Source organism: Sinomonas gamaensis (assembly GCF_005876955.1).
GTDB classification, from domain to species: domain Bacteria; phylum Actinomycetota; class Actinomycetes; order Actinomycetales; family Micrococcaceae; genus Sinomonas; species Sinomonas gamaensis.
The window spans coordinates 356,520-382,140 of the sequence record NZ_SSCL01000001.1; the positions used below are offsets into that span (position 1 = coordinate 356,520).

The window sequence follows — 25,621 nt, forward strand, 5'->3', positions numbered from 1 at the left end:
ACCGACGCTCGAACCCTGAGAATCGCCATGAACGGCATCACGGGCCGCATGGGGTACCGGCAGCATCTGCTGCGCTCGATCCTGCCGATTCGGGACGCTGGGGGATTCATCGCGGAAGATGGCTCCCGCGTGCAGGTCGAGCCGATCCTCGTCGGGAGGAACGAGGCAAAGCTCCGCGAGCTCGCCGAGCAGCACAAGGTGTCGGAATGGACCACTGATCTGGATGCTCTGATCGCCGATCCGAGCGTCGACATCGTCTTCGACGCCTCAATGACCAGTCTGCGGGCTGAGACGCTTCGGAAAGCGATGCGCGCGGGCAAGCACATCTTCACCGAGAAGCCGACTGCGGAGACCTTGGATGAAGCAATCGAGCTGGCCAGAATCGGTCAGGAGACCGGTGTGACGGCTGGCGTCGTGCACGACAAGCTCTACCTTCCCGGACTGGTCAAGCTCCGCCGCCTTGTCGACGAGGGCTTCTTCGGCCGCATCCTGTCCATCCGGGGCGAGTTTGGCTACTGGGTCTTCGAAGGCGACATCCAGCCGGCGCAGCGCCCGTCCTGGAACTACCGCAAGGAAGCCGGGGGAGGGATGACGACGGACATGTTCTGCCACTGGAACTACGTGCTCGAGGGCATCATCGGCAAGGTCAAGAGCGTCAACGCCCTCACGGCCACCCACATCTCCAGCCGATGGGACGAGCAGGGCAAGGAGTACAAGGCGACGGCCGACGACGCCTCCTACGGCATCTTCGAGCTTGAGACGCCCCAGGGAGAAGCCGTCGTTGGCCAGATCAATTCCTCATGGGCAGTTCGCGTCTACCGTGACGAGCTCGTGGAGTTCCAGGTCGACGGAACGCACGGATCGGCGGTGGCCGGTCTCAACAAGTGCGTGGTACAGCATCGTTCGCACACACCGAAGCCCGTCTGGAATCCGGATCTCCCCGTCTCCGAGTCTTTCCGCGACCAGTGGCAGGAGGTCCCCGCCAACGCCGACCTGGACAACGGGTTCAAGCTCCAGTGGGAGGAGTTCCTGCGCGAGGTCGTGGCCGGGCGGGAGCACCGCTACGGGCTTCTCTCTGCGGCCCGCGGGGTGCAGCTTGCGGAGCTGGGCCTGCAGTCCAGCGCCGAGCGCCGCACGGTCGACATCCCGGAGATCGTCCTGTGAGCCGTCTCGCTACGACTGCTTCCCTGTTGCTGCCCGTCCAAGGCGGCACGACGAGCCGTTACGAACTCGCAACCCCTCGCACGTGGGCGAAGCCTTCCGCGCCGTTCACAGCCCGGAAGGCCTATGCGGCGGCCCACGTCGTCCCCCTCATGGGCGCTGACAACACGCCGGGAGCACCGGCTGAGCTCGATTGGGAAAGCACTCTCGCATTTCGTCACGAGCTGTGGTCCTACGGCCTCGGGGTCGCGGACGCGATGGACACGGCCCAGCGGGGGATGGGCCTGGATTGGGCCGCCACGCGCGAGCTCATCGCCCGGGTTGGTGCTGAGGCGAGATCCGTGGCTGCCTCGGGGTCGCAGGCGACGTCCGGGCTTTCGGTACGGGATCTTGTCGCGTGCGGCGCCGGCACCGACCAACTTGATCCTGCTGCTGTTCCTGATGGGCCCCGCGGCGTGGCCATGGTCCTTGAGGCGTACCGCGAGCAGCTCGAAACGGTAGAGGACGCCGGGCCCAAGGCCATCCTGATGGCGTCGCGTGCGCTCGCCCGCGCCGCGTCCAGTGCTGAGGACTACCTCGGGGTCTATTCGACGCTGCTCGTCGAAGCGCGGGAGCCGGTTGTTCTGCACTGGCTCGGGACCATGTTCGACCCCGCCCTCGAGGGATATTGGGGCAGCTCCGATGTTCCGACTGCGACAAGGACTTTCCTTGACCTCATCCGCTCGCATGCGGACAGGGTGGACGGGGTGAAGGTCTCGCTGCTCGATGCCGAGCACGAGAAGGCGCTGCGCGCGGACCTTCCGGCTGGTGTGCGTCTCTACACGGGCGACGATTTCAACTACCCCGAGTTGATCGACGGGGATGGCGAACGGCATTCTGATGCGCTGCTTGGGATCTTCGCCGCCATCTATCCTGCCGCTTCCGCGGCGCTGCAGGCCTACGAGGCCGGTGAGGCGTCCGAGGGCAGAGGCATTCTCGACTCGACGCGGGACCTCGGCCTGCACATCTTCAGCGCGCCCACGTTCTACTACAAGACGGGCATTGCTTTCCTTAGCTGGCTCAACGGCCACCAGCGGGGCTTCCAGATGGTCGGCGGGCTCCAGTCGGGGCGGTCGGTCCAGCACCTTGCGCAGGTCTTCAGGCTCGCAGACCGGTCTGGGCTGCTCCGCAACCCTGACCTGGCCGCCGCACGCATGGCAGCCTTCCTCGATGTGAACGGGCTGGCGCAATGACGGCGCCGTCACGTTTGTCGCTCAACAGCGCCACTACCAAGCGGTGGAGCCTTCGGGAAGCCGTGGACGGCTGCGTCCGTGCAGGAATTCCTGCAATCGGGCCGTGGCGAGATCGCGTCGAGGAAGCGGGACTGGCTCAAGCCGCGGCCATGATCAGGTCTGCCGGTCTCGAGGTCTCTTCGCTCTGCCGGGGAGGCTTCCTCACGTCCGCCGACGAGGAGGGGCAGGCGGAGGCTCTCGCGGACAACCGGCGCGCCGTCCTGGAGGCTGAGACGCTCGGCACGCGCGATCTCTACCTCGTGGTGGGAGGGCTGCCGAAGGGGGAGAAGGATATTGTGACCGCGCGAGCACGCGTTGCGGATCGTCTCGGCGACCTCGTGCCGTTCGCCCGTGACCATGGAGTCCGGCTCCTCCTCGAGCCGCTGCATCCGATGTATGCGGCCGACAGGGCACTCGTGTCGACGCTCGGTCAGGCCCTCGACATCGCCGCACCGTTCGACCCCGCAGAGGTCTCGATCGCCGTCGATACCTTCCATGTGTGGTGGGATCCCGAACTCAAGGCGCAGATCGCGCGGGCTGGCAGGGAAAACCGCTTGGCGTCGTATCAGGTGTGCGACTTCAACCTCCCGATTGCGGCTGACGCACTGCTGTCGCGGGGCATGATGGGCGACGGCGTGATTGACTTCCCGACGATCACCAGCTGGGTGCGGGACGCCGGCTATGAGGGGTACATCGAAGTCGAGATCTTCAACCAGGAGATCTGGGACGCAGACGGGGACAAGATACTTGCGGTGATGAAGGAACGGTTCGAGGAACTCGTGCTCCCGTATGCGTAACTCAGACCGCATCCAGCCGATGTCATTCTGGCCTCCGGGTCGGAGGACGGATGTGAGTTAGCCCAGCCGAGCCACTAGATTGGGGACATGGCGGAATTCATCTACACCATGACCAAGGCCCGTAAGGCCGTTGGCGACAAGGTGATCCTGGACGACGTGAGCATGTCGTTCTTCCCGGGCGCGAAGATCGGCGTCGTCGGCCCGAACGGGGCTGGCAAGTCGACCATCCTGAAGATCATGGCGGGGCTCGACACGCCTTCGAACGGCGAGGCTCGCCTGTCCCCGGGCTACAGCGTGGGCATTCTCCTCCAGGAGCCGCCGCTGAACGAGGAGAAGACCGTTCTCGGCAATGTCCAGGAGGGCGTCGGCGAGATCTACACCAAGATCCAGCGGTTCAACCAGATCTCCGAGGAGATGGCGAACCCTGACGCCGACTACGACTCGCTCCTCGAGGAGATGGGCAAGCTTCAGGAGGCCATCGATGCCGCCGATGCCTGGGACATCGATTCCCAGCTCGAGCAGGCCATGGACGCGCTCCGGTGCCCGCCGCCGGATGCCGACGTGCGAGTGCTCTCGGGCGGTGAGCGCCGCCGCGTGGCGCTCTGCAAGCTCCTTCTGCAGAAGCCTGATCTCCTCCTCCTGGACGAGCCGACGAACCATCTCGACGCCGAGAGCGTCCAGTGGCTCGAGCAGCACCTTGCGTCCTACCCGGGCGCAGTGCTCGCGGTGACCCACGACCGCTACTTCCTCGACCACGTTGCCGAATGGATCTGCGAGGTCGACCGTGGCCGGTTGTATCCCTACGAAGGCAACTACTCGACCTACCTCGAGAAGAAGCGCGCGCGACTCGAGGTCCAGGGCAAGAAGGATGCGAAGCTCGCGAAGCGCCTCGCCGAGGAGCTGGACTGGGTGCGCTCGAACGCCAAGGGCCGCCAGACCAAGTCGAAGGCGCGCCTTGCGCGCTATGAGGAGATGGCCGCGGAGGCGGAGCGCACGCGCAAGCTCGATTTCGAGGAAATTCAGATCCCGCCCGGGCCGCGCCTTGGCCAGATGGTGATCGAGGCCTCGAACCTCAGGAAGGGATTCGGCGACCGCGTCCTCATCGACGGGCTGTCCTTCTCCCTTCCGCGCAACGGCATCGTTGGGGTGATCGGGCCGAATGGCGTGGGCAAGACGACGCTGTTCAAGACCATCGTGGGCCTCGAACCGCTCGACGGCGGCGATCTCAAGGTCGGCGATTCGGTCAAGATCTCCTACGTCGACCAGAGCCGTGGCGGCATCGATCCCAACAAGACGCTCTGGGAGGTGGTATCCGACGGACTGGACCATATTCAGGTCGGCCAGGTCGAGATGCCGTCCCGCGCCTACGTCTCGGCCTTCGGGTTCAAGGGCCCGGATCAGCAGAAGAAGGCCGGCGTGCTCTCGGGCGGTGAGCGGAACCGGCTGAACCTCGCTCTGACGCTCAAGCAGGGCGGCAATCTCCTGCTCCTCGACGAGCCGACCAACGACCTCGATGTCGAGACGCTGGCGAGCCTCGAAAACGCCCTGCTCGAATTCCCGGGCTGCGCCGTGGTCGTGTCCCACGACCGGTGGTTCCTCGATCGCGTGGCGACCCACATCCTCGCCTACGAGGGCAACGACGAGGACGAGTCGAAGTGGTACTGGTTCGAGGGGAACTTCGAGGCGTACGAGCAGAACAAGATCGAGCGCCTGGGGCCCGAGGCAGCGGCTCCGCACCGTGTGACGCACCGCAAGCTCACGCGCGACTGACAGACGTCCCGTCGCGGCAGACCACCGCGGGGCCGGCTCCAGAACGGAGCCGGCCCCGCCGTCGTTCGTGTGGCGGAAGTGCGCTTCGCCGAAGGACGCCCGGAGGAAGCTCAGGCGAGCGGCACCCGGATCATGCCCTCCTGCCCGACGGTGGCCACGTGCACCCCATCACGCGTGAAGATCCGGCCGACCCCCAGCCCCCGCGCTCCGTGGGCACTGGGCGATTCCTGGACGTAGAGGAGCCACTCGTCGACACGCACAGCCCGGTGCCACCACATGGCGTGGTCCAGGCTTGCGGCGTTCATCTCAGGAGTGATCCAGCTCAGCCCGTGACGTCTGAGGATCGGCTCCAGCAGCGTGTAGTCGCTCGCATAGGCGAGGGCCGCGCGGTGCAGCCGCTCGTCGTCGGGCATGGGACTGAAGGTCTTCATCCACACCGCGTTCCGGGCGACATGCTCTCCTTCAGCCGAGAGGTAGAGCGCGGGGTTCACGTGGCGGACGTCGAACGGGCGGTCGAAGGCCCAGTACTGGGCGATGGGATGGTCGATGGCCCCGAGGAGGTCTGCAGTGCTCGGCAGGGATTCAGGGTCGGGAACGTCTTGGGGCATCGTGGACTGATGGTCCACTCCGAGCGCATCGGTCTGGAATGACGCGATCATCGAGAGGATCGGCTGCCCGTCCTGATAGGCGTGGACCTGACGCGCGGAGAATGACCGCCCGTCGCGCAGCCTTTCGACGCCGAACGTGATCGATTTGTCCGCGTCTCCTGGTCGGAGGAAGTAGCCGTGCATCGAGTGGACCGAGCGGTCCTCGGCAACAGTCCTCGACGCAGCCATGAGGCTCTGCGCGAGCACCTGGCCCCCAAAGACCCGGTGCCGCGGCTGGCGCTCGCTGGGTCCCACAAAGACGTCCTTGTCCGTGCGGGCTCCGCCCAGGTCATCGAGATCGAGGAGGGTCAGAAGCGTATCGGTTGGCCCAGATGGGCGGGCAGGCGAGGTCATGGCACGACCCTAAGCTGGCGGCGAGCGCGGCAACAACAGCGGCGCGCTCGGCGAGTTCGCCGTGCCCGCCCCTGTCGAGGCAAGATGGCAGTATGCCGTCCGCCTACCAATTCCCTCTCCAGCTGCGCTTCGGGGATGTTGACTCCTACGGGCACGTCAACAACGTTCGCTTCCTCCAGTTCCTCGAAGACGCGCGCGTCCACTGGCTCCGCGAACAGCTGCCGGCCGGGATCGTTGGCCCCGACGGGGAGGCGCGCATGGTGGATTTCGTCACGCCGGAGAACTTCACCCTGGTGGGACGGCACGAGATCGAATACCTCCAGCCGCTCCTTTACCGACCGGCTCCGATCGGCGTCAACCTGTGGGTCACGCGCACCGGCGGCTCGAGCTTCGACCTCGGGTACTCGGTGTCCGAACATGACGGCTCCAGCACGTATGCCTATGCCGCAACCTCCATGGTCCTTGTCAGCCGATCCACGGGCCGGCCTGTGCGGTTGCCGGCAGGTCTTCGCGCGGCGTTCGCGGAGTACTCGGGCGATCAGGTCCCTTTTAGGCGGCGACCGCCGCTTCCCGCGGATGCCGTCCCGACCCGCATAGCGGGGGACCCGGCGTGAGCGCCTCGGACGTGCAGACTGTGCTCGACCTCGGCGATCCTGAGGCCGTGGCTGACCTCCGGACCTTCCTGACGCGAGCCCGCGCCATTGATCCTGCTGGTGCCGTACGCCTCCAAGCGGTCGGAAGTGTCCTCGCGGTGTATGTGTGCGTCCTCCAGCCGAGAGCGCTTGGAGATGGCACGCCGACCGTGCTCGGGATGCGTGCGGCGGCGCTTTCGCGACCAGCGGGAGTCGACGTGACCGTGCCCATGTCCGCCGTCGCGGACCGGCTTGCGCGCATGGGCGACGCTGGAACGCTCCTGGATGTTCCGCCGTCGTCCATTCATGTGGCGTGGGCCGCAGTGACTCCGCCGCGGGGACCATGGATTCCGTCAGGCGAGGTCGCCGCGGCAGTCCTCGCGAATGCCGCCGCTGCCGGCATGGCCGAGGTCGCCGCGCTCGTTCCGGATCAGCCGGGCGCGGCGATGGTCAGCGGGGCGCGGGCAGCGGTATGGGGCCGCGACGTCGAAGGCGTTCCCGGCCTGCCGGCCGGAGCCGCCTTCGCCGCCGAGGCGCTGGGCTTTCTCGGCGGCGGGGAAGCCGTTTCCGTTTTCGCCTCGGGCACGTGGCTGCGCCTGACCTCGGTGCGGGGCCACGTTCTGTGCCGGACCCCGCGCGCCTCGCTGCTCGGCTGACGGCGCGGCCGGTTGGTCAGTCGTCGAAGGTGTTGACGAGGGAGTGGGCGGCGCGCTCTAGGTAGTCCCAGAGCGTCGCCTCCTGCAGCGGTGCGAGGTGCAATGCATCGACCCCGGCGCGCATGTGGTGCAGCCACCGGTCGCGGGCCTCCGGGTTCACCTTGAACGGGACATGGCGCATGCGGAGCCTGGGATGGCCCCGTTCCTGGCTGTACGTCCCGGGCCCACCCCAATACTGCTCGAGGAACATCGTCAGCCGCCGCCGCGCTGGCCCCAAGTCCTCCTCGGGATACATCGGACGCAGCACGGGGTCATCGGCAACGCCGTCGTAGAACACGTCCACGAGCTTGACGAAGGCTTCGTGGCCCCCGATCTCCGCGTAGAACGTGTTCGCGTAGTCGTCCTGCGCGAAGGGGTCGTTCACCTTGAGCAGGTTCCTTCGAACCAGACTCTCGCCCTGATGCTCGGTCACGTCCGCGAGCCGTCCTTCCTTGTGCTGTCCTTCACTCCACGGTAGAGCAACGAGCCGTTCCGGGTTCACTCGCCGGCGCGCTGGCCCTGAGCGTCGGGCTTGTGCGCCGCGTCCGCCTTCTGGGCCGCGTTGGCGGGGGATGGGCTGGCAATCGTCGGAGCCGCCTCGGGCGCGGGCGGAAGGTACGAGCCCTGGGACCGATTGCCGACACGCAGGATCTCGCCGTTGCGCAGATACCAGATGGCGCCGTCCTCGGCGCGCACGCGCGTGATGCGCAGGCCGACGCTCTCGACCGTGCCAACGACTTCCCCGGCACCGAGTTCGATGACGTCGCCGATCCCGAACTGGTCCTCGAGTGTGAGGAAGATCCCAGCGAGGAAGTCGCGGATCAGCTGCTGCGCGCCGAAGGCGACGGCGACACCGAGGATGCCCACGCTGGTCAGGAGTGGCGCGATGTCGACCCCGAAGGCCTTGAGCACATAGATCAGCACAATCGTCGTGATGACGACGGCGACGATGGAGTTCAGGAGGGAACCGATCGTCTTTGCTCGCTGGGCGCGTCGTTCCGAATCGAGCGCGCGCAGGGCGGGCGCGGCCCATCGGAAGAGCCGCCGCTTGGTGAGCTGGGTCCCTGCGAGGATGCGGCGGACGACCTGTCGGATGAGGAAAGTCGCGACAAGCCAGACGACCAGGCCGACGCCTACCGCGATGGCGACTTGGAGGAGCGTCGAATTGAACGTCGTGACGGCCGTGTTGAGCTCGGCGGCCGAGAGGTGCGACAAATGCGAATCGTCGGCTGACGGGGTGGGGCTAGGCGTGGGGGACACAGTGGCAGCAGCAGTGACGGATGACAGCAGAGCGGACTGCAATCTCGGAGGCCTCCTCGGCTGGGGGGATGATGCCCATCCACCCTAGCGAGAATTCCTGAACGTTATGGCGCGGAGGGCTCAGCCCGGACGGGGAAGTTCACGGATCGTGCAATAAAGCACAGATGGTGCGCTTCGTCATGGAGGCTGTCGGCGAGCGCCCGCTGGTCCTCGTCGGCCAGTTGCACCCGAGGATGCAGCACCACGTCGGTGAACTCGCCACTGCCGTCCCGATTGAGACGCATCGTCCCTTCTGCCTCATCTGTGTATCCAGTGACGACGACGTTGTGCAGGACCGCGACGTGGAGATAGGACAGCATGTGGCACTGGGAGAGCGCCGCGAGCAGGAGCTGCTCCGGATTGTAGCGGTCGCGATCCCCGCGGAAGGTGGGATCGGCCGAACCTGGGAGCACGGGCAGCCCCGGCAGGGCCACGTCGTGCTGCCGTCCGTAGTCCCGGTAGCCGGATGTCCCCGTACCTCGGTTCCCCGTCCAGGTGACCGTCACGGTGTAGTGATGCTCGCCGATCGCCATGGCATCTACCGGTCCGCTGCCTGGGCGCGGAGCGCGCGCGCCACTCCGTCGCGGTTCTCGAGCATGGTGCGCCGGAGCGCGCCCTGCTCGTCGTCCAGAGAGGCGATGAAGGCGTCCGTGCGCTCGAGGGTCGCCTCGGTGGTCTGCCGGGCAGGGTAGAGCCCGACGACGATCTGCTGGGCGAGCGCGTGAGTGCGCTCGGCGACGATGCGGGGGACTGCCTCGAAGTACTTTTCGGCGTACGGCTCGATCAGCTGGGCGTCGTGCACGCGGTTGAAGCCGGTGACGGCCGCCTGCTGGACGGCGTTCGAGAGCTCGCCGGTTTCGACGATCGCGCGCCACGCCTCGGCTTTGGCCTCGGCGGTCGGCAGGGCCGCCGCCGCGAGGGCTGCGGCGCACTGGCCGGTGGAGGTGTTGTCGTGGGAGAGCTCCTCGTCGATGCGGTCCTTGCCGATCCGGCCTCCCGCGGCGAGGGAGGCGACCAGCTCCCAGCGCAGGTCCTGATCGACCTCGAGCCCGGCAGCGGTGACCGACCCGTCGATCAGGCCGGCCACAATGCCGAGGTGCTCGGGCGACGAGGCGAGAGCTGAGAAGGCCTTCACGAATTGGAGCTGGGAATCGGAGCCCGGCCGGGCGTCGACGGCGAGAGTCCAGAGGCGCTCCGCCGTCGATAGCTTGACGGACTCCCGTGCCTCGGGGCTGACGTAGAAGTCCAGCGTCGTCGCGAGCTGGCGCAGGAGGGTCTGCACCACCGACGAGTCCGTCTCGGCCCCGATGTTCGCCAGCACGAGCTCCACGTAGGCGCGGGCGGGCGTCTCGCCATCGCGCGCGCCGTCCCAGGCGGAGCCCAGAACCAGAGCGCGCGGCAGGCTGTCCGCGATGTCGCGCAGGTGCTCCGTGGCGGTCGCGAGGGAGACGGGGTCGAGACGGACCTTGGCGTAGGCGAGGTCATCGTCGTTGAGCAGGATGAGGGCTGGCCGGGCGGCGCCGACGAGTGCGGGAACCTCGGTGAGCTCGCCTTCGACGTCGAGTTCCTCTCGGCGCACCCGGACAAGGCGGCCGCCGTCGGACATGTCGTAGAAGCCGATCGCGAGGCGGTGGGGGCGCAACGTGGGCTGGGCCTCGGTTGCGGTCTGACGAATCGAGAAGGAGGTGATCGTTCCGTCCTGGTTTGTCTCGATCTCGGGCGCGAGGGTGTTCACGCCCGCCGTCTCGAGCCAGAGGCCGCCCCACGCGGAGAGGTCCCGCCCGCTCGCGGCCTCGAGCTCGGCGATGAGGTCGTCAAGAACCGTGTTGCCCCACCCGTGCTTGCCGAAATAGGCACGGACCCCGGCCATGAACTGCTCCTGGCCCACCCACGCGACGAGCTGCTTGAGTACGGAGGCACCCTTCGCATACGTGATGCCGTCGAAGTTGACCTCGACGTCAGCAAGGTCGTTGATGTCCGCGAAGATCGGGTGCGTGGTGGGCAGCTGGTCCTGCCGGTACGCCCAGGACTTCTCCACGGAGGCGAATGTGGTCCATGCGTGGCCGAACTCCGGTGTGTGGACCGCCGCGAGATGGGACATGAACTCCGCGAAGGACTCGTTGAGCCAGAGGTCATCCCACCAGCGCATCGTGACGTAGTCGCCGAACCACATGTGGGCGAGCTCATGCAGCACAGTGATCGCACGCCGCTCCACGGTCGCCTGGGTGGGCTTCGACCGGAAGACGTAGCTTTCGAGGATCGTGACGGCGCCGGCGTTCTCCATGGCACCTGCGTTGAACTCGGGAACGAAGAGCTGGTCGTACTTCGCGAACGGGTACTCGCAGCCGAACTGCTCCTCGAAGAAGGCGAAGCCCTGCTTCGTGGTCTCGAAGATGTTGTCCGCGTCGAGATACTGCATGAGCGACTTGCGCGCGAAGATCCCCAGTGGGATCGTGCGGCCGGCGCTGTTGACGAGCTCGTCGTGGACGGACTGGTAAGGGCCCGCGACAAGTGCGGTGACGTAGCTCGAGAGTCGCGGCGTAGGTGCGAAATCCCATCTCGAGCGCGCATCGCCGTTGTCTCCCGACGGGACGCTCTGCGGTTCGGGCGTGGGGGAGTTGGATACGACGGCCCAATGCGAGGGCGCCGTGACAGTGAATCGGAACGAGGCCTTGAGGTCGGGCTGCTCGAACACTGCGAACATCCGCCGGGAGTCCGGTACTTCGAACTGCGTGTAGAGGTAGACCTCTCCATCAACCGGGTCGACGAAGCGGTGGAGGCCCTCGCCCGTGTTCATGTAGCGGGCATCGGCGTCGATGACCAGCACGTTGTGGGCCTCGAGTCCCGGAAGCTGAATGCGGACGCCGTCCGAGACCTCGGCAGGATCGAGAGCGACCCCGTTGAGCGTGACCGACCGAACGGAATCGGTGATGGCGTCAATGAAGGTGTTGGAGCCTGCCACGGCGTCGAACTCGACCGTCGTCGTGGACCCGAAGACGCGCTCGCCCCTCGTGAGATCGAGCTCGACGTGGTAGCTCTCGACCCGCCGTACGGCCTTCGCCCGCTCGACAGCCTCAGACCGCGTCAGATTCGTCCCCGGCATGCGCGCCTCCTCGCATTCGCTTCTTCGGCGCCCCGCGGCGCAACATATTTGAAATTATTCTTTCAGTTCATCCGCCTGTGCAAGTGCCTGCTGCTTCTATGACGCGCGACCGCGGGCTGCGTTAGCGTGGAGGCATGGCTGAGGTGGACGCGCGGTGGGACCGGAAGGCCGTCCGCTTCGCCATCGGCTACCCCATTCTCCTCGCGGCCGGCTTCGCCCTGGCCGCGTTCACCTTCCGCACCCACGTCCCCGAGCCCGTCGCGTGGCTGTGGGATGCCGACGGGGGCCGGGCGTTCGTGCCATTTCCCCTCTACCTCGCCGGCGGCGCGGTCCTCGTGGCCGTCATCGGAATCCTCCTGTGCCTCCAAGCCGGCCTTGAGGCGCGCCCGCCGATCTCGCGCAAGATCTTCATGGCCGGGGGAGTGGGCATGTCCATGTTCCTCGTGACGGTGCTGGGGGCGGGGCTCATGGGCCAAGTCGACGCACGGGACGCTCGCGAGACCCATCCCGACCCCACCGTCCTCGCCTCGGGCAGCGGCGCGACGGTGGCACTCGCCGTCGTCATGTTCATGCTCTTCAAGCCTGATGAGCAGTGGAGCCCCCGCGATGAAGACGCCCTGCTCGACGTGCTCGAGCCCGAGCGCGCAAGGAACACGTTCGTGTTCTGGGCGCACGCGCGATCCTCGGTCTTCGTGATGCTCGCGATCCTCGGGGTCAACCTCTCGCTCCTCGCGCTGCTCGTCTCTCCCTGGATCTCGCTGGCCATCCTTCTCCTGAGCATGGCCATCGCGTCCATGCTCATGGTCCGAGTCAGCGTCGACCCTGACGAAGTGCGGGTTGCCTTCGCCGGGGTCGTGCGGGCGGCCCGGATTCCGGTGGCCCGCGTCCTTCGGGCCGGCCATGGTGCTGTCTCCGCCCGTGCATTCGGCGGCTGGGGTTACCGCCGCCGAGGGAAGCTCGTCTCGGCTCTCGTTGCGAGCGGCGAAGCGGTGGACGTGCTCTGCCGGGACGGCACGCGGTACGTGTTCTCGGCGAAGGACCCGGCCATCGCGGAGCGCGTCTCGGACGTGCTAGGCGGCACGTCCGCACATTAGTCTTGGATGCGGCCCATCCCACTTCCGAGAGGAACACCCGTGTCCAAGCCCCGCGTCCACATCGCCACCGACCACGCAGGGATGGAGCTCAGCGCTCACCTCGTGAGCCACCTCGGGGCGCAGGGCTACGAGGTCGTGGACCACGGTCCGAAGGTCTATGACCCGATCGATGACTACCCCTCGTTCTGCATTCGCGCTGCCCTGGCGGTGATCGCGGACCAGGAAGCCGGCGTCGACGCCCTCGGAATCGTGCTCGGCGGTTCTGGCAACGGCGAGCAGATTGCGGCGAACAAGGTCAAAGGCATCCGTGCTGCCCTCGCATGGAATCTGGACACCGCACGACTCGCGCGAGAGCACAACGACGCCAACGTCATCGCCGTGGGCGGCCGTCAGCACAGCGTCGAGGAGGCCACCTCGCTCATCGAGGCTTTCCTGACGGAGCCGTTCAGCCATGACGAGCGGCACGTGCGCCGCATCGGCAAGATCGCCGCCTACGAGACGACCGGCGAGATCCTCGACTAGGGCGCCACATTGCCGGAGGGCCATTCGATCCACCGCCTCGCGCGGCAGTTCTCAGACGTGTTCGTGGGCGAGCGCCTCACCGTGAGCAGCCCCCAGGGCAGGTTCGTCGAGGGGGCAGCCTTGCTGGACGGCCGCGCACTCGAGTCGGCGCGGGCACACGGTAAGCAGCTGTTCCTCGGATTTGAGGGCGGCCTCTCACTCCACGTCCACCTTGGCCTGTACGGCGCGTGGGACTTCGGCGGAGATTCGACCTTCCGTGGGGCTTCCAGCATCGGCGCACCGCGGCGGGTGGGCGAGCAAGAGATCGCCGACGGCGGAATGAGCGACGGCGGAACGGACGACGGCGGCGAGGCGGCCTATGCTGGTCCGCCGCCTCCCGTCGGGGCCGTCCGGGTGAGGCTTGCTTCCGAGCACGGTTGGGCCGATCTGCGGGGGGCCACTGTGTGCGCCGTCGCCACCGACCCAGAAGTGGAAGCCGTGCTCGCCCGTCTCGGGCCGGATCCGCTGGCCACGGCGCAGCCGAGCCAGGAGCCAGGGGAGGAATTCGCGCGGAGGCTGGCACGCCGTCGTACGCCCATCTGCCGCCTGCTCATGGACCAATCCGTCATCGCGGGGATCGGCAACGTGTATCGGGCCGAGCTCCTGTTCCGCGCACGGCTGGATCCGGCCACCCCTGGTTCGTCGCTGGGGCGTGAAAGGGCGCTCGCACTGTGGGCTGACGCGGTCGTGGCCCTGGGGCAGGGGCTGCGCGACGGCCGGATTGTGACGACGGACCCCAGCTTCTGGTCCTTTCCCGCGGGGGAGCTCCCTTTGCTGCGCGACGCCCACTACGTCTACAGGCGCCATGGGGAGCCGTGCCGCGTATGCACCAGGACCGTGCTCCTCGCCGACGAGGCCGGACGCAAACTCTACTGGTGCCCGGGGTGCCAGGCCCTCTGATGCGAATGCAAGCCGCTGATTCGACGTGCAAGCCTCTGATCCGGCGTGCAAGCCTCTGATTCGACAAGGGGTCGATCTGACAGGCGATTTGACACGGAGTCGGCGCATTCGCTTTAGTTGAGTGCGCCTATGGGGGCGTAGCTCAATGGTAGAGCGCCAGTCTTCCAAACTGGATACGCGGGTTCGATTCCCGTCGCCCCCTCTCTCGCGCCTGGTGAAAGTACGAATGTGCGCCCCTGCAGCGACGCCTGTATTGTGGTCTGTGCACCAGAGACGGGGTGTAGCTCAGCTTGGCTAGAGCGCCTGCTTTGGGAGCAGGAAGTCGCAGGTTCAAATCCTGTCATCCCGACAGTTCCGCCGTCGGCAAGCCAGCCAGGGCGGCAACCTCCAACCAGAACATTCAGGAGTGCCACGCTGTGAAGAGCGCCGCCGAGAATCTCACGCCCACCCGCGTCAAGCTCAACGTCGAGGTCCCTTTCGACGAGCTCAAGCCGAACATCGACGCGGCGTACAAGCAGGTCGCGGACCAGATCCAGGTCCCCGGCTTCCGCAAGGGCAAGGTTCCGTCCCGCATCATCGACCAGCGCGTGGGCCGCGGCTACGTCCTCGAGACCGCGATCAACGACGGCCTGAACGACTGGTACCAGCAGGCCGTGGTGGAGACCGGCATCCGTCCGCTCTCGCGCCCCGAGGTCGAGATCACTGAGGTTCCGGACCCGAGCGCCACCGACGGCCAGCTCACGTTCAGCGTCGAGGTCGACGTCCGCCCGGAGATCGAACTCCCCGAGTACTCGGGCCTGAAGGTCGACGTTGAGGCGGTGAAGGCCTCCGACGACGATGTGGAGAAGGCTCTCGACGACCTCCGCTCCCGCTTCGGCACCCTCAAGCCGGTCGAGCGCCCCGCACAGGCAGATGACTTCCTGACGATCGACCTCACCGCCAAGGTGGGCGACGAGGAGGTCGACTCCGCGTCCGGTCTCTCGTACCAGGTCGGCTCGGGCACGATGCTCGACGGTCTCGACGAGGCTGTCACCGGTCTGAGCGCGGGCGAGGAGGCCATCTTCGAGACGAAGCTCGCGGGTGGCGAGCACGCCGGCGAGCAGGCTCAGGTGACCGTGAAGGTGACCGCCGTCAAGGAGCGCGAGCTCCCCGAGGCGGACGATGACTTTGCCCAGCTCGCGTCGGAGTTCGACACGATCGCCGAACTGCGCGAGGACCTCGCGAAGCAGGCCGCGGACGCGAAGGTCGCCCAGCAGGGCATCGAGGCGCGCGACAAGGTCCTCGACAAGCTCGTCGAACTCGTCGAGGTTCCCGTTCCCGACACCGTCATCACTGATCAGGTCGAGGCCCATTTCAACCCCGAGGCCGGCGGCCACGCGGCGGGCGAGGACCACGACACCGAGGAGCACCGCGCCGAGGTCAAGGCCAACACGGAGCGCGCCTTCAAGAACGAGGTCATCCTCGACGCGATCGCCGACAAGGAAGAGATCGGCGTTTCGCAGAACGAGCTCATCGAGTACCTGATCTCGACCGCCTCGCAGTACGGCATGGACCCGAACCAGTTCGCCCAGATCATGGACCAGTCCGGCCAGGTCCCGATGATGGTCGGCGAGGTGCGCCGCCGCAAGGCCCTCGCCCATGTCCTCGGCCAGGCAGAGGTGACCGACTCAGAGGGCAACCCCGTGGATCTCTCGGAGTTCGTCCGGCCGGGCGCCGAGGAGGACGTCGTCGAGGCTTCTGAGGAGTCCTCGGACGAGAGCGCCGCGAACGTCGTCCCGAGCGACGATCCCGCTGCCGCGAAGTTCTGATCGCGTCGCTTCCTGGAGGCCGCCGACCCCGCCTGAGTGCGAGGGCCGGCGGCCTCCGTCGTTAGAAGGGCGGCGAAGAACGAGGGCTGCGCGGGGCAGCATGCGCCCAAAGCGAACAGCCGCGCCGTGTGGAACAAAGACACCTCGAAACGGGCTACTGTCCCTGTAGCAGCAATCAGCTTGTGCAGGAGATCGAGAGGTATCGCCACCATGCAGCAGCCGGAGACCACGCCGCGCCTGGCGGGCCAGCCCGAGGGCAACGGCCAGGACTTCATCTACCAGCGACTCCTCAAGGAGCGCATCATCTGGCTCGGTTCTGAGGTCAGGGACGACAATGCGAACACCATCTGCTCGCAGCTCCTCCTGCTCTCCGCCGAGGATCCCGAGAAGGACATCTACCTCTACATCAACTCGCCCGGCGGATCGGTCACCGCGGGCATGGCGATCTACGACACGATGCAGTATGTGCCGAACGACGTGGTGACCGTTGCGACCGGCCTCGCGGCGTCGATGGGCCAGTTCCTCCTTTCGTCTGGCGCGAAGGGCAAGCGGTACGCCACGCCGCACGCCCGGATCCTCATGCACCAGCCTTCGGGCGGCATCGGTGGCACGGCCTCGGACATCAAGATCCAGGCCGAGCTGATCCTCCACATGAAGCAGGTCATGGCAGAACTGACGGCCGAGCAGACCGGTCAGACGGTCGAGCAGATCCTCAAGGACAACGACCGCGACAAGTGGTTCACGGCCCAGGAGGGGCTCGAGTACGGGTTCTTCGACAAGATCGCCGCGCGCGCCGGTCACGTCACCGGCGGCGGTGGGACGGACAAGTAAGAGACGCCCGCGGCAACGCACGGCAAGAAGGAGCAACAGATGAACTACAACATGGGCGTCAACCCGGCGGGCCTGCCGACGAGCCGCTACATCCTTCCCCAGTTCGAGGAGCGCACGCCCTACGGCTTCAAGCGCCAGGATCCCTACACCAAGCTGTTCGAAGACCGCATCATCTTCATGGGCGTCCAGGTGGACGACGCCTCGGCAGATGACATCATGGCCCAGCTGCTGGTCCTCGAGGCGAACGATCCGGACCGCGACATCACGATGTACATCAACTCGCCGGGCGGCTCCTTCACCGCGATGACCGCCATTTACGACACCATGCAGTTCATCCGTCCGGAAATCCAGACGGTGTGCCTCGGTATGGCAGCGTCTGCCGCGGCAGTCATCCTTGCGGCCGGCACGCCGGGCAAGCGCCTTGCACTGCCGAACTCGACGGTCATGATCCACCAGCCCTCCCTGTCCGGCGGTTCGGGCGGCCAGGCGACGGACCTCGAGATCCAGGCACGCGAAGTGCTCCGGATGCGCGAGTGGCTTGAGCAGACCTGGGCCAAGCACACGAACAAGACACCGGAGGAGATCAGCCGCGACATCGAGCGCGACCTCTTCCTCACGGCCCCGGAAGCCCAGACGTATGGACTCGTGGACGAGGTTCTCGAGTCCCGTAAAATTCGGCAGAGCGCGATCGCCCGTTGACCGCTTGAGCACTGGAGGGCACGTGCCCAGCGCGCCGGTGCCGCCGAGAAATCTTCGGCGGCACCGGCGTTTGGCTTCGGTGCGCTGTCGGTGGCGTGGCCTACAGTGGAGTGGTCACTGGTTCTGCCCCTACATGAAGGGATTCGACGAATGGCTCGGATTGGCGAGAGCGCGGATCTGCTGAAGTGCTCGTTCTGTGGGAAGAGCCAGAAGCAGGTTCGGAAGCTCATCGCGGGCCCTGGGGTCTACATCTGCGACGAGTGCATCGAGCTGTGCAACGAGATCATCGAGGAGGAGCTCGCGGAGGTCTCGGACCTGGGAAGCTTCGAGCTGCCAAAGCCCCGTGAGATCTTCGACTTCCTCCAGGAGTACGTTGTCGGCCAAGAGCACGCGAAGCGCGCCCTCGCGGTGGCTGTGTACAACCACTACAAGCGCATTCAGGCAGGGCACGGTTCGAAGTCGGGTTCCCTTGCGGAGGGCCATGGCCACGACGATGTGGAAATCGCCAAGTCCAACATCCTTCTGATTGGCCCGACCGGATGTGGCAAGACGTATCTGGCCCAGACCCTCGCCCGCCGACTCAACGTGCCGTTCGCCGTGGCGGATGCCACCGCCCTCACGGAGGCCGGGTACGTGGGCGAGGACGTGGAGAACATCCTGCTCAAGCTCATTCAGGCGGCCGATTACGACGTCAAGAAGGCTGAGCAGGGCATCATCTACATCGACGAGATCGACAAGATCTCCCGCAAGAGCGAGAACCCGTCGATTACCAGGGATGTCTCAGGCGAAGGCGTTCAGCAGGCGCTGCTGAAGATCCTCGAGGGCACCGTGGCCTCCGTGCCCCCGCAGGGCGGTCGCAAGCACCCGCATCAGGAGTTCATTCAGATCGACACGACGAATGTGCTGTTCATCGTCGCTGGTGCCTTCGCCGGGCTTGAGGAGATCATCGGGCAGCGTGCCGGAAAGAAGGGGATCGGCTTCGGGGTTCCCCTCAGCTCGATCACCAAGCATGAGAGCACGTATGCCGACGTCATGCCGGAAGACCTGCTCAAGTTCGGGCTCATCCCCGAGTTCATCGGGCGCCTTCCCGTCATCACGACCGTCGAGAACCTCGACCGTCCGGCTCTCATGCAGATCCTCACGGAGCCAAAGAACGCGCTCGTCAAGCAGTACCAGAAGATGTTCCAGCTGGACGGCGTCGAGCTGCACTTCGAGGACGAGGCGCTTGAGGCCATTGCGGACCTCGCCCTGGAGCGCGGCACCGGGGCACGGGGCCTGCGGGCAATCATGGAAGAGGTGCTGCTTCCCGTCATGTTCGATCTCCCGAGCCGCGACGACGTCGCCGGCGTCGTGGTGACGAGGGACGTCGTCATCCGCCACGAGCAGCCGAGCCTCATCCCGCACAGCGTCGTGGCCAAGCGGCGCACCAAGTCTGCCTGATCAGCGCAGGAACAGAGAGCCCCGGCCAATCGGCCGGGGCTCTCTGTCCTGAGCGGTTGGGTTCCTACGGCATCAGACGTCGGTCGTGTGAACGATAGCGCGTGCGGGGATCGGTTCGATCTTGCCCATGAGCAGCAGGTAGGAGGCGAGGCCGCCGACGAGTGCGATGCCGCCGATGAAGAAGGCGTAGACGAAGTGGCCGGTGACATCGACGATGAGCCCCGTGATGATGGGGGCGGCGACGCCCGCGAGGAGATTGACGCAGTTGACGATCGCGGCAAGCGATCCCGCGCTCCCCTCGGGGGCAATGAGTGCCGGGAGGGAGTTGCTCGTGACATAGACGAGGGCGATTCCGGCGCTTCCGATGGCGATCCAGATGATGGCGGAGACCGGGTTGTCGCTGAAGGCGGCGCCGACCGTGAACAGCGCGATGATCATGCCGACCACCAAGACGCCCTTTCGCACCTTGTCTGCATTCGCGCCGCGTCCAATCACGCGGTCGACCCACCAGCCGCCAATGGTCAGTTCGGAGACGAACATGGCGAAGGCAGGGACAGCTGCGTAGATGCCGCTCTGGAGGACGCTCTGGTTCATAGTCGTCTGCATGTAGCCGGGAAGCCACGTCAGGAGCATCCACAGCACGTATCCGGCTCCCGCGAGTCCGAGGGACAGCCCCCAGACCTTGCGCTGCCGAAGGAGGTAGGCGACGGTGGCCCAATCGCTTGACGGCCGAACCTCCTCGCTCGACGCGCCGCCCTGGACGATGTAGCTGTATTCCTCACTGGTCATGCGGCCCTTGGCGAAGCGCGCCTTCGGGCCGCTGTACCGCCACAGGAACGCCGCGAGGAAGATGACGGACAGGACGGCCTGCAGCCAGAACGCCTCACGCCAGCCCCACGTGGAGACGGTGAAGGCGATGAGAGGCAGGCCAAGGACGTTGGCCAGTCGGGTCCCGCTGTCGAAGATCGCTGTGCAGAGGCCGCGCTCGTGTCGCGGGAACCACTGCCCGGTCGCCTTCATGGCTCCGGGAAATGCGGGTGCCTCGGCGACCCCGAGGAGCACCCGGGCGATGATGATGACCCATGCCCCGGAGGCGATAGCGGTGAGCACGGACGCCACGGTCCAGAGCACGGCGCTCGCACCCCAGACCCGCTTGACGCCGAAGCGGTCGAGCAGCATCCCCGAGGGGATCTGCATGATGGCATAGGACCAGAGGAAGGCCGAGGACAGGACGCCGAACTCCGTGGCCGTGAGGCCGAAGTCCTCGGTCAGAGGTTTCTGGGTGACCGAAATCGAGAGCCGGTCGACGTAGTTGATGAGGATGCCGAAGCCCATGAGCAGGGCAATGCTCCAGCGGGCCTTGCCGCGGGGGCGGGCAGGTGCGGAGACGCGATCGTGTGAAGCCTTCTTGGAAGCCTGAGAAAGCACAGGGAGCTCCTAGGTCAGAGATGGGGTCGGGGCGATCACCGCGCGGGCGATCAGTGTGCGGGAGCGGCGACGGCCTTGTCGCGGGGTCCCGTAGCGCGCCGAACTCGCCTTCAGCGCGTCGCTGGTGGAGGGGAACATGGAAGCCAGTCCTCGTTGATGGGAGAAGCTCTAGTGAGCTACCTCACGTGGGATCGGATGATTCAAGATTAGGAGCGCTACTTTCATTCCGCAAGAGGAAATTTGATTTCCGTGTAGTGGAAATCCTACGGCTCCGTGGAACTCTGAATACGATGGGCTGGGTGATTCCCTCGAAAGAAGGAGATGAGCATGACTGACACTGCGCAGATCGCGAAGAGCAAGGCGGACTTCTGGTTCGATCCCGCCTGCCCCTTCGCCTGGGTGACCTCGCGATGGATTGGCGAGGTCGAGAAGGTCAGGGAGATCGAGACGGACTGGCACGTGATGAGCCTGTCCGTGCTGAATGAAGGCCGAGAGCTCGAGAGCGACTACCAGCGCGCCATGGATGAGAATTGGGGCCCCGTCCGCGTCATCATCGCCGCGTCGGAGCTGCATGGAACCGAGCACATCAAGCCGCTCTACGATGCGATGGGGACCCTCATTCACAACGAGGGCGTCAAGGATCGTCCCGAGGTGATCCGGCGGGCCTTGGAGCAGGTCGGGCTCCCCTCGGATCTGGCTCAGTATGCAGACTCCGAGGAGTACGACGCCCAGCTCCGGAAGAGCCACAAGTCTGGAATCGAACTCGTTGGGCAAGAGGTGGGAACGCCCATCGTCGCCTTCAATGGCACGGCCTTCTTCGGGCCGGTCATGACGCGTGTGCCTCAGGGCGAGGAGGCGGGCGAGATCTGGGACGCCTCGGTGACGCTTGCCGGATATCCGCACTTCTTCGAGATCAAGAGGACCAGGACCGAGCGGCCGAAGGCTGTCTGAGCGAATTACGGCTCTGTACTTCCTCCATTCCCCTTGCCGCGGGAAGTGACCCGGATCACAATAAGAAGTACCTTCTCCACAGCCGGAGGAGGACGTGGAAACCGAAGATTCAGTGACAGTCGATTCGACGCAGCCTCAGGCAAAGCCGGCGACTGACCCCCTGTGACGGAGGGTAAGACCTGGATTCCGAGGATTCCACCAGACTGCACGACGTCACCGGGCAGCCGAAAAGTCGAAGCCCCACCAACGCGTTCAACGCTGATGGGGCTTCCCTTTTGCCCAAGCTCGTTCGCCCAGATGAGTCGTTTAGGCGTCCACTGCCGCGAGCTCGACGCCGGAGACGCTCAATTCGCCGGTGCTCTCCTCGAGGCGCAGCTCACGGGCGTTGGCTGCGGCGCGCAGGTCGCCGAGACCGCCCTCGAGCTGGGCGAGCTGAGCAGGGCCAGCCGAGACCGTGGCCGAGAGGACCTCCGTGCGCTGCTTGACCTTCGCCTCGGACTTCGCCTTCCGGATGCCGGAGAGTGCGAGGCCAACGGTGACCAGCATGCCGAGGTCCCCCTCGACGGGGAGGGGCTGGGGCCAGTCGGCGCGGTGCACGGAGCCTGAGCGCCACCAGCCCCAGACTTCCTCAGTGGCGAAAGGCAGGATCGGCGCGAAGAGGCGCAGGAGCGCGTCCAGGGTGGTCGCCAGCGCTGCGAGCACGGACGCCTTCTGCTCCTCGCCCTGCGCGCCGTAGGCCCGATCCTTGATGAGCTCCACATAATCGTCCGTGAACTGCCAGAAGAACGATTCCGTGAGCTGCAGCGCCTTGGCGGGGTCGTAGGCCGCGAAGGCTCCGCCAGCCTGCGCGACGACGTCGGCCAGCTGCGCGAGCAGCGCGCGGTCGAGCGGGTTCACGAGAACAGGATCGGCAGGGTCGCGCAGGACATTCTCCTCGGTGGCGCCTAGCCCGAGGACGAACTTCGACGCGTTGAGGATCTTGATCGCGAGGCGGCGACCGATCTTCATCTGGGCCACCTCGAAGGCGGTGTCTGCGCCGAGCTTGGCCGAGGCCGCCCAGTAGCGCACGGCATCTGCCCCATACTCCTCGAGGATGTCGGTCGGGACCACGACATTGCCCTTGGACTTGGACATCTTCTTGCGGTCCGGGTCGAGCACCCAGCCAGAGATCGCGGCGTTCCTCCACGGCGCGCAATCGTGGAGGGCATCGGCGCGGACCGTCGTGGAGAAGAGCCACGTCCGGATGATCTCGTGGGCCTGCGGACGCAGGTCGAAGGGGAAGACGTTCGCGAAGAACTCGTCATCGCGGCTCCAGCGGCCGACGATCTGGGGGGTCAGAGAAGACGTTGCCCAGGTGTCGAGGACGTCCGGATCACCAGTGAACCCTCCCGGCTGATCGCGCTGCGTCTCGTCGAAGCCGGGGGCCGGCTCGGCGACGGGATCGACGGGCAGCATGGAATCGTCCGGGACGATCGGGTTCTCGTAGTCGGGGTTCCCGCCCTCGTCGAGGCGGTACCACACCGGGATGGGGACGCCGAAGAAGCGCTGGCGCGAGACGAGCCAGTCGCCGTTGAGCCCCTCGACCCAGTTCTCATAGCGGGACCGCATGAAAGCCGGGTGCCAGGCGAACTCGCGGCCGCGTTCGAGGAGGCGAGCCCGACGGTCCGCGTCGCGCCCGCCATTTCGGATATACCACTGGCGGCTCGTGACGACCTCGAGCGGCTTGTCGCCCTTCTCGTAGAAGTTCACGGGGTGCATGATCTTCTTCGGCTCGCCGTCGAGCAGTCCCCGCTCACCGAGCATCTTCACGACGCCCTCCTTCGCGGAGAACGCGGTCTTGCCGGCGATCTCGGCGTAAGCCGCGCTGCCCTCCTCAGAGGTGATCCACTCCGGCGTCTCCGCCTGGAGGCGCCCATCGCGCCCGATGATCGATCGCGTCGGAAGCTGGAGCTCGCGCCACCACGTCACGTCGGTGAGATCACCGAATGTGCAGACCATGGCGATGCCGGAGCCCTTGTCCGGCTTCGCGAGCGGATGGGCCTTGACCTCGACCTCGACGCCGAACAGCGGCGAGCGAACCGTGGTGCCGAAGAGCGGCTGGTAGCGCTCATCGTCCGGGTGGGCCACAAGAGCCGCGCACGCGGCGAGCAGCTCGGGGCGGGTCGTCTCAATGTGAACCTGACGACCGTCGTCGGCCGTGAAGGCATAGCGGTAGTAGGCACCGGGCACCTCGCGGTCCTCGAGCTCGGCCTGGGCCACCGCGGTTCGGAAGGTGACGTCCCACAGGGTCGGCGCCTCGGCGAGGTAGGCGTCGCCGTCGCCGAGATTGCGGAGGAAGGCTCGCTGCGAGATGGCGCGCGAGACGTCGTCGATCGTGCGATAGGTCATGTCCCAGTCGACCGAGAGGCCAAGCGTCTTGAAGAGGTGCTCGAAGACCTTCTCGTCCTCGACCGCGAGCTCCTCGCAGAGCTCAATGAAGTTGCGGCGCGAGATGACGTCGAAGTCGCGCTGGTTCTTGGCCGGCTGCGCGGGCGGCCTGTAGTCGGCGTTGTACGGGATGCTCGGATCGCACCGCACGCCGTAGTAGTTCTGGACGCGCCGCTCGGTGGGGAGTCCGTTGTCGTCCCAGCCCATCGGGTAGAAGACGTTCTTGCCCGTCATGCGCTGGTACCGCGCGAGGAGGTCGGTCTGGGTGAAGGAGAACATGTGGCCCACGTGGAGCGAGCCCGAAGCGGTCGGCGGGGGAGTGTCGATCGAGTAGACCTGGCTCCGGGTGGTGTCCGGGTTGAAGCGGTAGGTGCCGTCGGTCAGCCATCGCTCCGTGAGCTTGGCCTCGAGGCCCTCAAGGGCGGGCTTGTCGGGGACATGGGTGGCTGGGCGGGAAGAGATGGGCGTGTCTGTACCCGTGGGGTTCGCTTCAGGCATGCTTGCAATTCTACGTATGAATCCCAACCATGGCCCCATGGGCATCGTCAGCGTCCGGCGCGTCTACGAGTCCTCGCCTGCCGGGACGTTCCGCATCCTGGTGGACCGGGTGTGGCCGCGCGGCCTCAGCAAAGAGAAGGCCGGAGTCGACCTCTGGCTCAAGGAGGTCGGGCCGTCTACGGAGCTCCGCAAGTGGTTCGGCCATGAGGCCGAGCGCTTCGAGGAGTTCGCGCGGCGGTACCGCGACGAACTCGAAGACTCGGAAGCCTTCCAGCAGCTCAAGGACGCGATTGCGGCGCACGACAGGGTCGAACTCGTCTACTCCGCACACGACGAAGAGCACAATCAGGCCGTGGTCCTCCAGAGGGCATTGGGCGCGCCGCAGAGGTAGTTTGGGCACATGACCTCAGATGCCACCCAGCCCGCCCCTGCCCCGGCCGATTCCGAGCGCGGAGTCCGCTCCGCCGTCGTCACCGGTGCGAGCACCGGGATCGGCGAGGCGACGGTCCGCGCGCTCGCCGCGCAGGGGTGGCGGGTGTTCGCAGTTGCCCGGCGCGCCGAGCGCCTTGAGCGCCTGGCTGAGGAGACGGGTGCCATCCCCTTCCCCGCGGACATTGTCGAGGACGACGACGTTGCCCGCCTCGTTGCCGAGGTCGAGTCCCGCGGTGGCATCGACACGCTCGTCAATATCGCGGGGGGTGCGCGCGGGACCGACTGGGTCGCCGAGGCGAAGACCGAGGACTGGGAATGGATGCTCCGAGTCAACGTGGTCGGCACGATGAAGATCACGCGTGCCTTCCTGCCGATGCTGCGGGCGCACGGCCGCGGGACCGTCCTGAACCTCACCTCCGTGGCGGGTCTCGTCTCGTATGAAGGCGGGGGAGGGTACAACGCCGCCAAGTTCGCCGAGCACGGCATGACCCGGGCGCTCCGGCTCGAGGAGGCGGAGCACAATGTCCGCGTGATCGAGGTCATGCCGGGCCTCGTCAAGACGGAGGAATTCTCGCTGATGCGCCTCGGAGGCAACGCCGAAGCTGCCGAGAAGGTGTACGAGGGAGTGGAGGAACCGCTCACCGCGGAGGATGTGGCTGACGTCGTCCGGTACGCCGTGACCGTGCCGCACCACGTGAACCTCGACGACATCGTGATCCGACCGGTGGCTCAGGCGGCGGCCCACAAGCTGATCCGCCGCGGCTGAGCCGAAAGCCCCAGCGGGGAAGGGTAGACTGGTCAGCAAAGCGTCGACCCGGCCATC

General features: G+C 66.3%; 23 protein-coding genes and 2 tRNA genes. 18 read left to right on the top strand and 7 right to left on the bottom strand.

Annotated elements, in window-relative coordinates:
- The first annotated feature begins 27 nt into the window (after positions 1–27).
- The 4 genes from E5679_RS01660 to ettA all read left to right on the top strand — a co-directional run bounded on the left by E5679_RS01660 (position 28) and on the right by ettA (position 4,999).
- Complete coding sequence (locus E5679_RS01660) at positions 28–1,164, top strand: Gfo/Idh/MocA family protein (RefSeq protein ID WP_420821032.1); 1,137 nt, start codon at positions 28–30, stop codon at positions 1,162–1,164.
- Positions 1,161–2,393, top strand: a complete 1,233-nt coding sequence (locus E5679_RS01665) for a dihydrodipicolinate synthase family protein (RefSeq protein ID WP_138413346.1) — start codon at positions 1,161–1,163, stop codon at positions 2,391–2,393. The genes E5679_RS01660 and E5679_RS01665 overlap by 4 nt, the downstream gene beginning before the upstream one ends.
- A complete protein-coding gene (locus E5679_RS01670) occupies positions 2,390–3,229 on the top strand; it encodes a sugar phosphate isomerase/epimerase family protein (protein ID WP_138413347.1) in 840 nt (279 codons plus the stop codon). Before E5679_RS01665 ends, E5679_RS01670 begins: the two co-directional genes overlap by 4 nt.
- Positions 3,230–3,316: 87 nt before the next feature.
- Positions 3,317–4,999 (top strand): energy-dependent translational throttle protein EttA, encoded by a 1,683-nt coding sequence (gene ettA / locus E5679_RS01675; RefSeq protein ID WP_138413348.1) that lies wholly within the window; start codon positions 3,317–3,319, stop codon positions 4,997–4,999.
- A 110-nt stretch (positions 5,000–5,109) separates the two neighbouring features.
- On the opposite strand, the gene E5679_RS01680 is transcribed toward ettA, so the two are convergent.
- Entirely contained in the window at positions 5,110–6,000 is an 891-nt protein-coding gene (locus E5679_RS01680) for an acyl-CoA thioesterase (protein ID WP_138413349.1), read from the bottom strand.
- Between the two features lie 92 nt (positions 6,001–6,092).
- On the opposite strand from E5679_RS01680, the gene E5679_RS01685 reads away from it, so the two are divergent.
- A complete protein-coding gene (locus E5679_RS01685; protein WP_138413350.1) occupies positions 6,093–6,614 on the top strand; it encodes an acyl-CoA thioesterase in 522 nt (173 codons plus the stop codon).
- Positions 6,611–7,288: a DUF8185 domain-containing protein gene (locus tag E5679_RS01690; protein ID WP_249335878.1), complete on the top strand. Its 678-nt coding sequence runs from the start codon at positions 6,611–6,613 to the stop codon at positions 7,286–7,288. Before E5679_RS01685 ends, E5679_RS01690 begins: the two co-directional genes overlap by 4 nt.
- Before the next feature lie 16 nt (positions 7,289–7,304).
- Here the strand turns inward: E5679_RS01690 and E5679_RS01695 are convergent, their stop codons facing one another.
- The 4 genes from E5679_RS01695 to pepN all read right to left on the bottom strand — a co-directional run bounded on the left by E5679_RS01695 (position 7,305) and on the right by pepN (position 11,729).
- Positions 7,305–7,760 carry a globin gene (locus E5679_RS01695; RefSeq protein ID WP_275092534.1) on the bottom strand — a complete coding sequence of 152 codons (456 nt, stop codon included), beginning with the start codon at positions 7,758–7,760 and terminating at the stop codon, positions 7,305–7,307.
- 65 nt (positions 7,761–7,825) lie between these two features.
- Complete coding sequence (locus tag E5679_RS01700) at positions 7,826–8,470, bottom strand: mechanosensitive ion channel family protein (protein WP_249335899.1); 645 nt, start codon at positions 8,468–8,470, stop codon at positions 7,826–7,828.
- Between the two features lie 221 nt (positions 8,471–8,691).
- Entirely contained in the window at positions 8,692–9,159 is a 468-nt protein-coding gene (locus E5679_RS01705) for an OsmC family protein (RefSeq protein ID WP_138413352.1), read from the bottom strand.
- Positions 9,160–9,164: 5 nt separating this feature from the next.
- On the bottom strand, positions 9,165–11,729 hold the full coding sequence (gene pepN / locus E5679_RS01710; RefSeq protein ID WP_138413353.1) for an aminopeptidase N: 2,565 nt from the start codon (positions 11,727–11,729) through the stop codon (positions 9,165–9,167).
- 134 nt (positions 11,730–11,863) lie between these two features.
- On the opposite strand from pepN, the gene E5679_RS01715 reads away from it, so the two are divergent.
- The 9 genes from E5679_RS01715 to clpX all read left to right on the top strand — a co-directional run bounded on the left by E5679_RS01715 (position 11,864) and on the right by clpX (position 19,062).
- The gene (locus tag E5679_RS01715; protein ID WP_138413354.1) at positions 11,864–12,823 is read left to right on the top strand and encodes a hypothetical protein; all 960 of its coding nucleotides are present in this window, start codon (positions 11,864–11,866) and stop codon (positions 12,821–12,823) included.
- 6 nt (positions 12,824–12,829) lie between these two features.
- On the top strand, positions 12,830–13,345 hold the full coding sequence (locus E5679_RS01720) for a ribose-5-phosphate isomerase (RefSeq protein WP_138413355.1): 516 nt from the start codon (positions 12,830–12,832) through the stop codon (positions 13,343–13,345).
- A gap of 9 nt (positions 13,346–13,354) precedes the next feature.
- Complete coding sequence (locus E5679_RS01725; protein WP_138413356.1) at positions 13,355–14,284, top strand: Fpg/Nei family DNA glycosylase; 930 nt, start codon at positions 13,355–13,357, stop codon at positions 14,282–14,284.
- A gap of 131 nt (positions 14,285–14,415) precedes the next feature.
- Positions 14,416–14,486: transfer RNA gene (locus tag E5679_RS01730), tRNA-Gly, on the top strand.
- A 72-nt stretch (positions 14,487–14,558) separates the two neighbouring features.
- Positions 14,559–14,633, top strand: a tRNA-Pro gene (locus E5679_RS01735).
- Between the two features lie 67 nt (positions 14,634–14,700).
- Entirely contained in the window at positions 14,701–16,092 is a 1,392-nt protein-coding gene (gene tig / locus E5679_RS01740) for a trigger factor (RefSeq protein WP_171042202.1), read from the top strand.
- A 210-nt stretch (positions 16,093–16,302) separates the two neighbouring features.
- Entirely contained in the window at positions 16,303–16,923 is a 621-nt protein-coding gene (locus E5679_RS01745) for an ATP-dependent Clp protease proteolytic subunit (RefSeq protein ID WP_138413357.1), read from the top strand.
- Between the two features lie 39 nt (positions 16,924–16,962).
- Positions 16,963–17,622 (top strand): ATP-dependent Clp protease proteolytic subunit, encoded by a 660-nt coding sequence (locus tag E5679_RS01750; RefSeq protein ID WP_138413358.1) that lies wholly within the window; start codon positions 16,963–16,965, stop codon positions 17,620–17,622.
- Between the two features lie 150 nt (positions 17,623–17,772).
- Positions 17,773–19,062, top strand: coding sequence for an ATP-dependent Clp protease ATP-binding subunit ClpX (gene clpX / locus E5679_RS01755; protein ID WP_138413359.1), 1,290 nt, complete (start codon positions 17,773–17,775; stop codon positions 19,060–19,062).
- A 72-nt stretch (positions 19,063–19,134) separates the two neighbouring features.
- On the opposite strand, the gene E5679_RS01760 is transcribed toward clpX, so the two are convergent.
- On the bottom strand, positions 19,135–20,490 hold the full coding sequence (locus E5679_RS01760) for an MFS transporter (protein WP_138413360.1): 1,356 nt from the start codon (positions 20,488–20,490) through the stop codon (positions 19,135–19,137).
- A 327-nt stretch (positions 20,491–20,817) separates the two neighbouring features.
- Between E5679_RS01760 and E5679_RS01765 the strand changes: the two genes are divergently transcribed.
- Complete coding sequence (locus E5679_RS01765) at positions 20,818–21,441, top strand: mycothiol-dependent nitroreductase Rv2466c family protein (RefSeq protein WP_171042203.1); 624 nt, start codon at positions 20,818–20,820, stop codon at positions 21,439–21,441.
- A 306-nt stretch (positions 21,442–21,747) separates the two neighbouring features.
- Here E5679_RS01765 and valS read toward each other — a convergent pair whose 3' ends face one another.
- Positions 21,748–24,366: a valine--tRNA ligase gene (gene valS, locus E5679_RS01770; protein WP_138413362.1), complete on the bottom strand. Its 2,619-nt coding sequence runs from the start codon at positions 24,364–24,366 to the stop codon at positions 21,748–21,750.
- A 37-nt stretch (positions 24,367–24,403) separates the two neighbouring features.
- On the opposite strand from valS, the gene E5679_RS01775 reads away from it, so the two are divergent.
- Entirely contained in the window at positions 24,404–24,757 is a 354-nt protein-coding gene (locus tag E5679_RS01775; protein ID WP_138413363.1) for a DUF488 domain-containing protein, read from the top strand.
- Positions 24,758–24,766: 9 nt separating this feature from the next.
- The gene (locus E5679_RS01780; protein ID WP_138413364.1) at positions 24,767–25,564 is read left to right on the top strand and encodes an SDR family oxidoreductase; all 798 of its coding nucleotides are present in this window, start codon (positions 24,767–24,769) and stop codon (positions 25,562–25,564) included.
- The last annotated feature ends 57 nt before the right edge of the window (positions 25,565–25,621 follow it).

What these genes read in the sequence shown, in the direction of transcription:
- E5679_RS01670 (WP_138413347.1), top strand. Translation starts at nt 2,390, where the DNA reads ATGACGGCGCCGTCACGTTTGTCGCTCAACAGCGCCACTACCAAGCGG.
- E5679_RS01775 (WP_138413363.1), top strand. Translation starts at nt 24,404, where the DNA reads ATGGGCATCGTCAGCGTCCGGCGCGTCTACGAGTCCTCGCCTGCCGGG.
- pepN (WP_138413353.1), bottom strand. Translation starts at nt 11,729, where the DNA reads ATGCCGGGGACGAATCTGACGCGGTCTGAGGCTGTCGAGCGGGCGAAG.
- E5679_RS01745 (WP_138413357.1), top strand. Translation starts at nt 16,303, where the DNA reads ATGCAGCAGCCGGAGACCACGCCGCGCCTGGCGGGCCAGCCCGAGGGC.
- E5679_RS01705 (WP_138413352.1), bottom strand. Translation starts at nt 9,159, where the DNA reads ATGGCGATCGGCGAGCATCACTACACCGTGACGGTCACCTGGACGGGG.
- E5679_RS01715 (WP_138413354.1), top strand. Translation starts at nt 11,864, where the DNA reads ATGGCTGAGGTGGACGCGCGGTGGGACCGGAAGGCCGTCCGCTTCGCC.
- E5679_RS01685 (WP_138413350.1), top strand. Translation starts at nt 6,093, where the DNA reads ATGCCGTCCGCCTACCAATTCCCTCTCCAGCTGCGCTTCGGGGATGTT.
- E5679_RS01750 (WP_138413358.1), top strand. Translation starts at nt 16,963, where the DNA reads ATGAACTACAACATGGGCGTCAACCCGGCGGGCCTGCCGACGAGCCGC.
- clpX (WP_138413359.1), top strand. Translation starts at nt 17,773, where the DNA reads ATGGCTCGGATTGGCGAGAGCGCGGATCTGCTGAAGTGCTCGTTCTGT.
- valS (WP_138413362.1), bottom strand. Translation starts at nt 24,366, where the DNA reads ATGCCTGAAGCGAACCCCACGGGTACAGACACGCCCATCTCTTCCCGC.
- E5679_RS01780 (WP_138413364.1), top strand. Translation starts at nt 24,767, where the DNA reads ATGACCTCAGATGCCACCCAGCCCGCCCCTGCCCCGGCCGATTCCGAG.
- E5679_RS01720 (WP_138413355.1), top strand. Translation starts at nt 12,830, where the DNA reads ATGCGGCCCATCCCACTTCCGAGAGGAACACCCGTGTCCAAGCCCCGC.
- ettA (WP_138413348.1), top strand. Translation starts at nt 3,317, where the DNA reads ATGGCGGAATTCATCTACACCATGACCAAGGCCCGTAAGGCCGTTGGC.
- E5679_RS01765 (WP_171042203.1), top strand. Translation starts at nt 20,818, where the DNA reads ATGACTGACACTGCGCAGATCGCGAAGAGCAAGGCGGACTTCTGGTTC.
- E5679_RS01680 (WP_138413349.1), bottom strand. Translation starts at nt 6,000, where the DNA reads ATGACCTCGCCTGCCCGCCCATCTGGGCCAACCGATACGCTTCTGACC.
- E5679_RS01660 (WP_420821032.1), top strand. Translation starts at nt 28, where the DNA reads ATGAACGGCATCACGGGCCGCATGGGGTACCGGCAGCATCTGCTGCGC.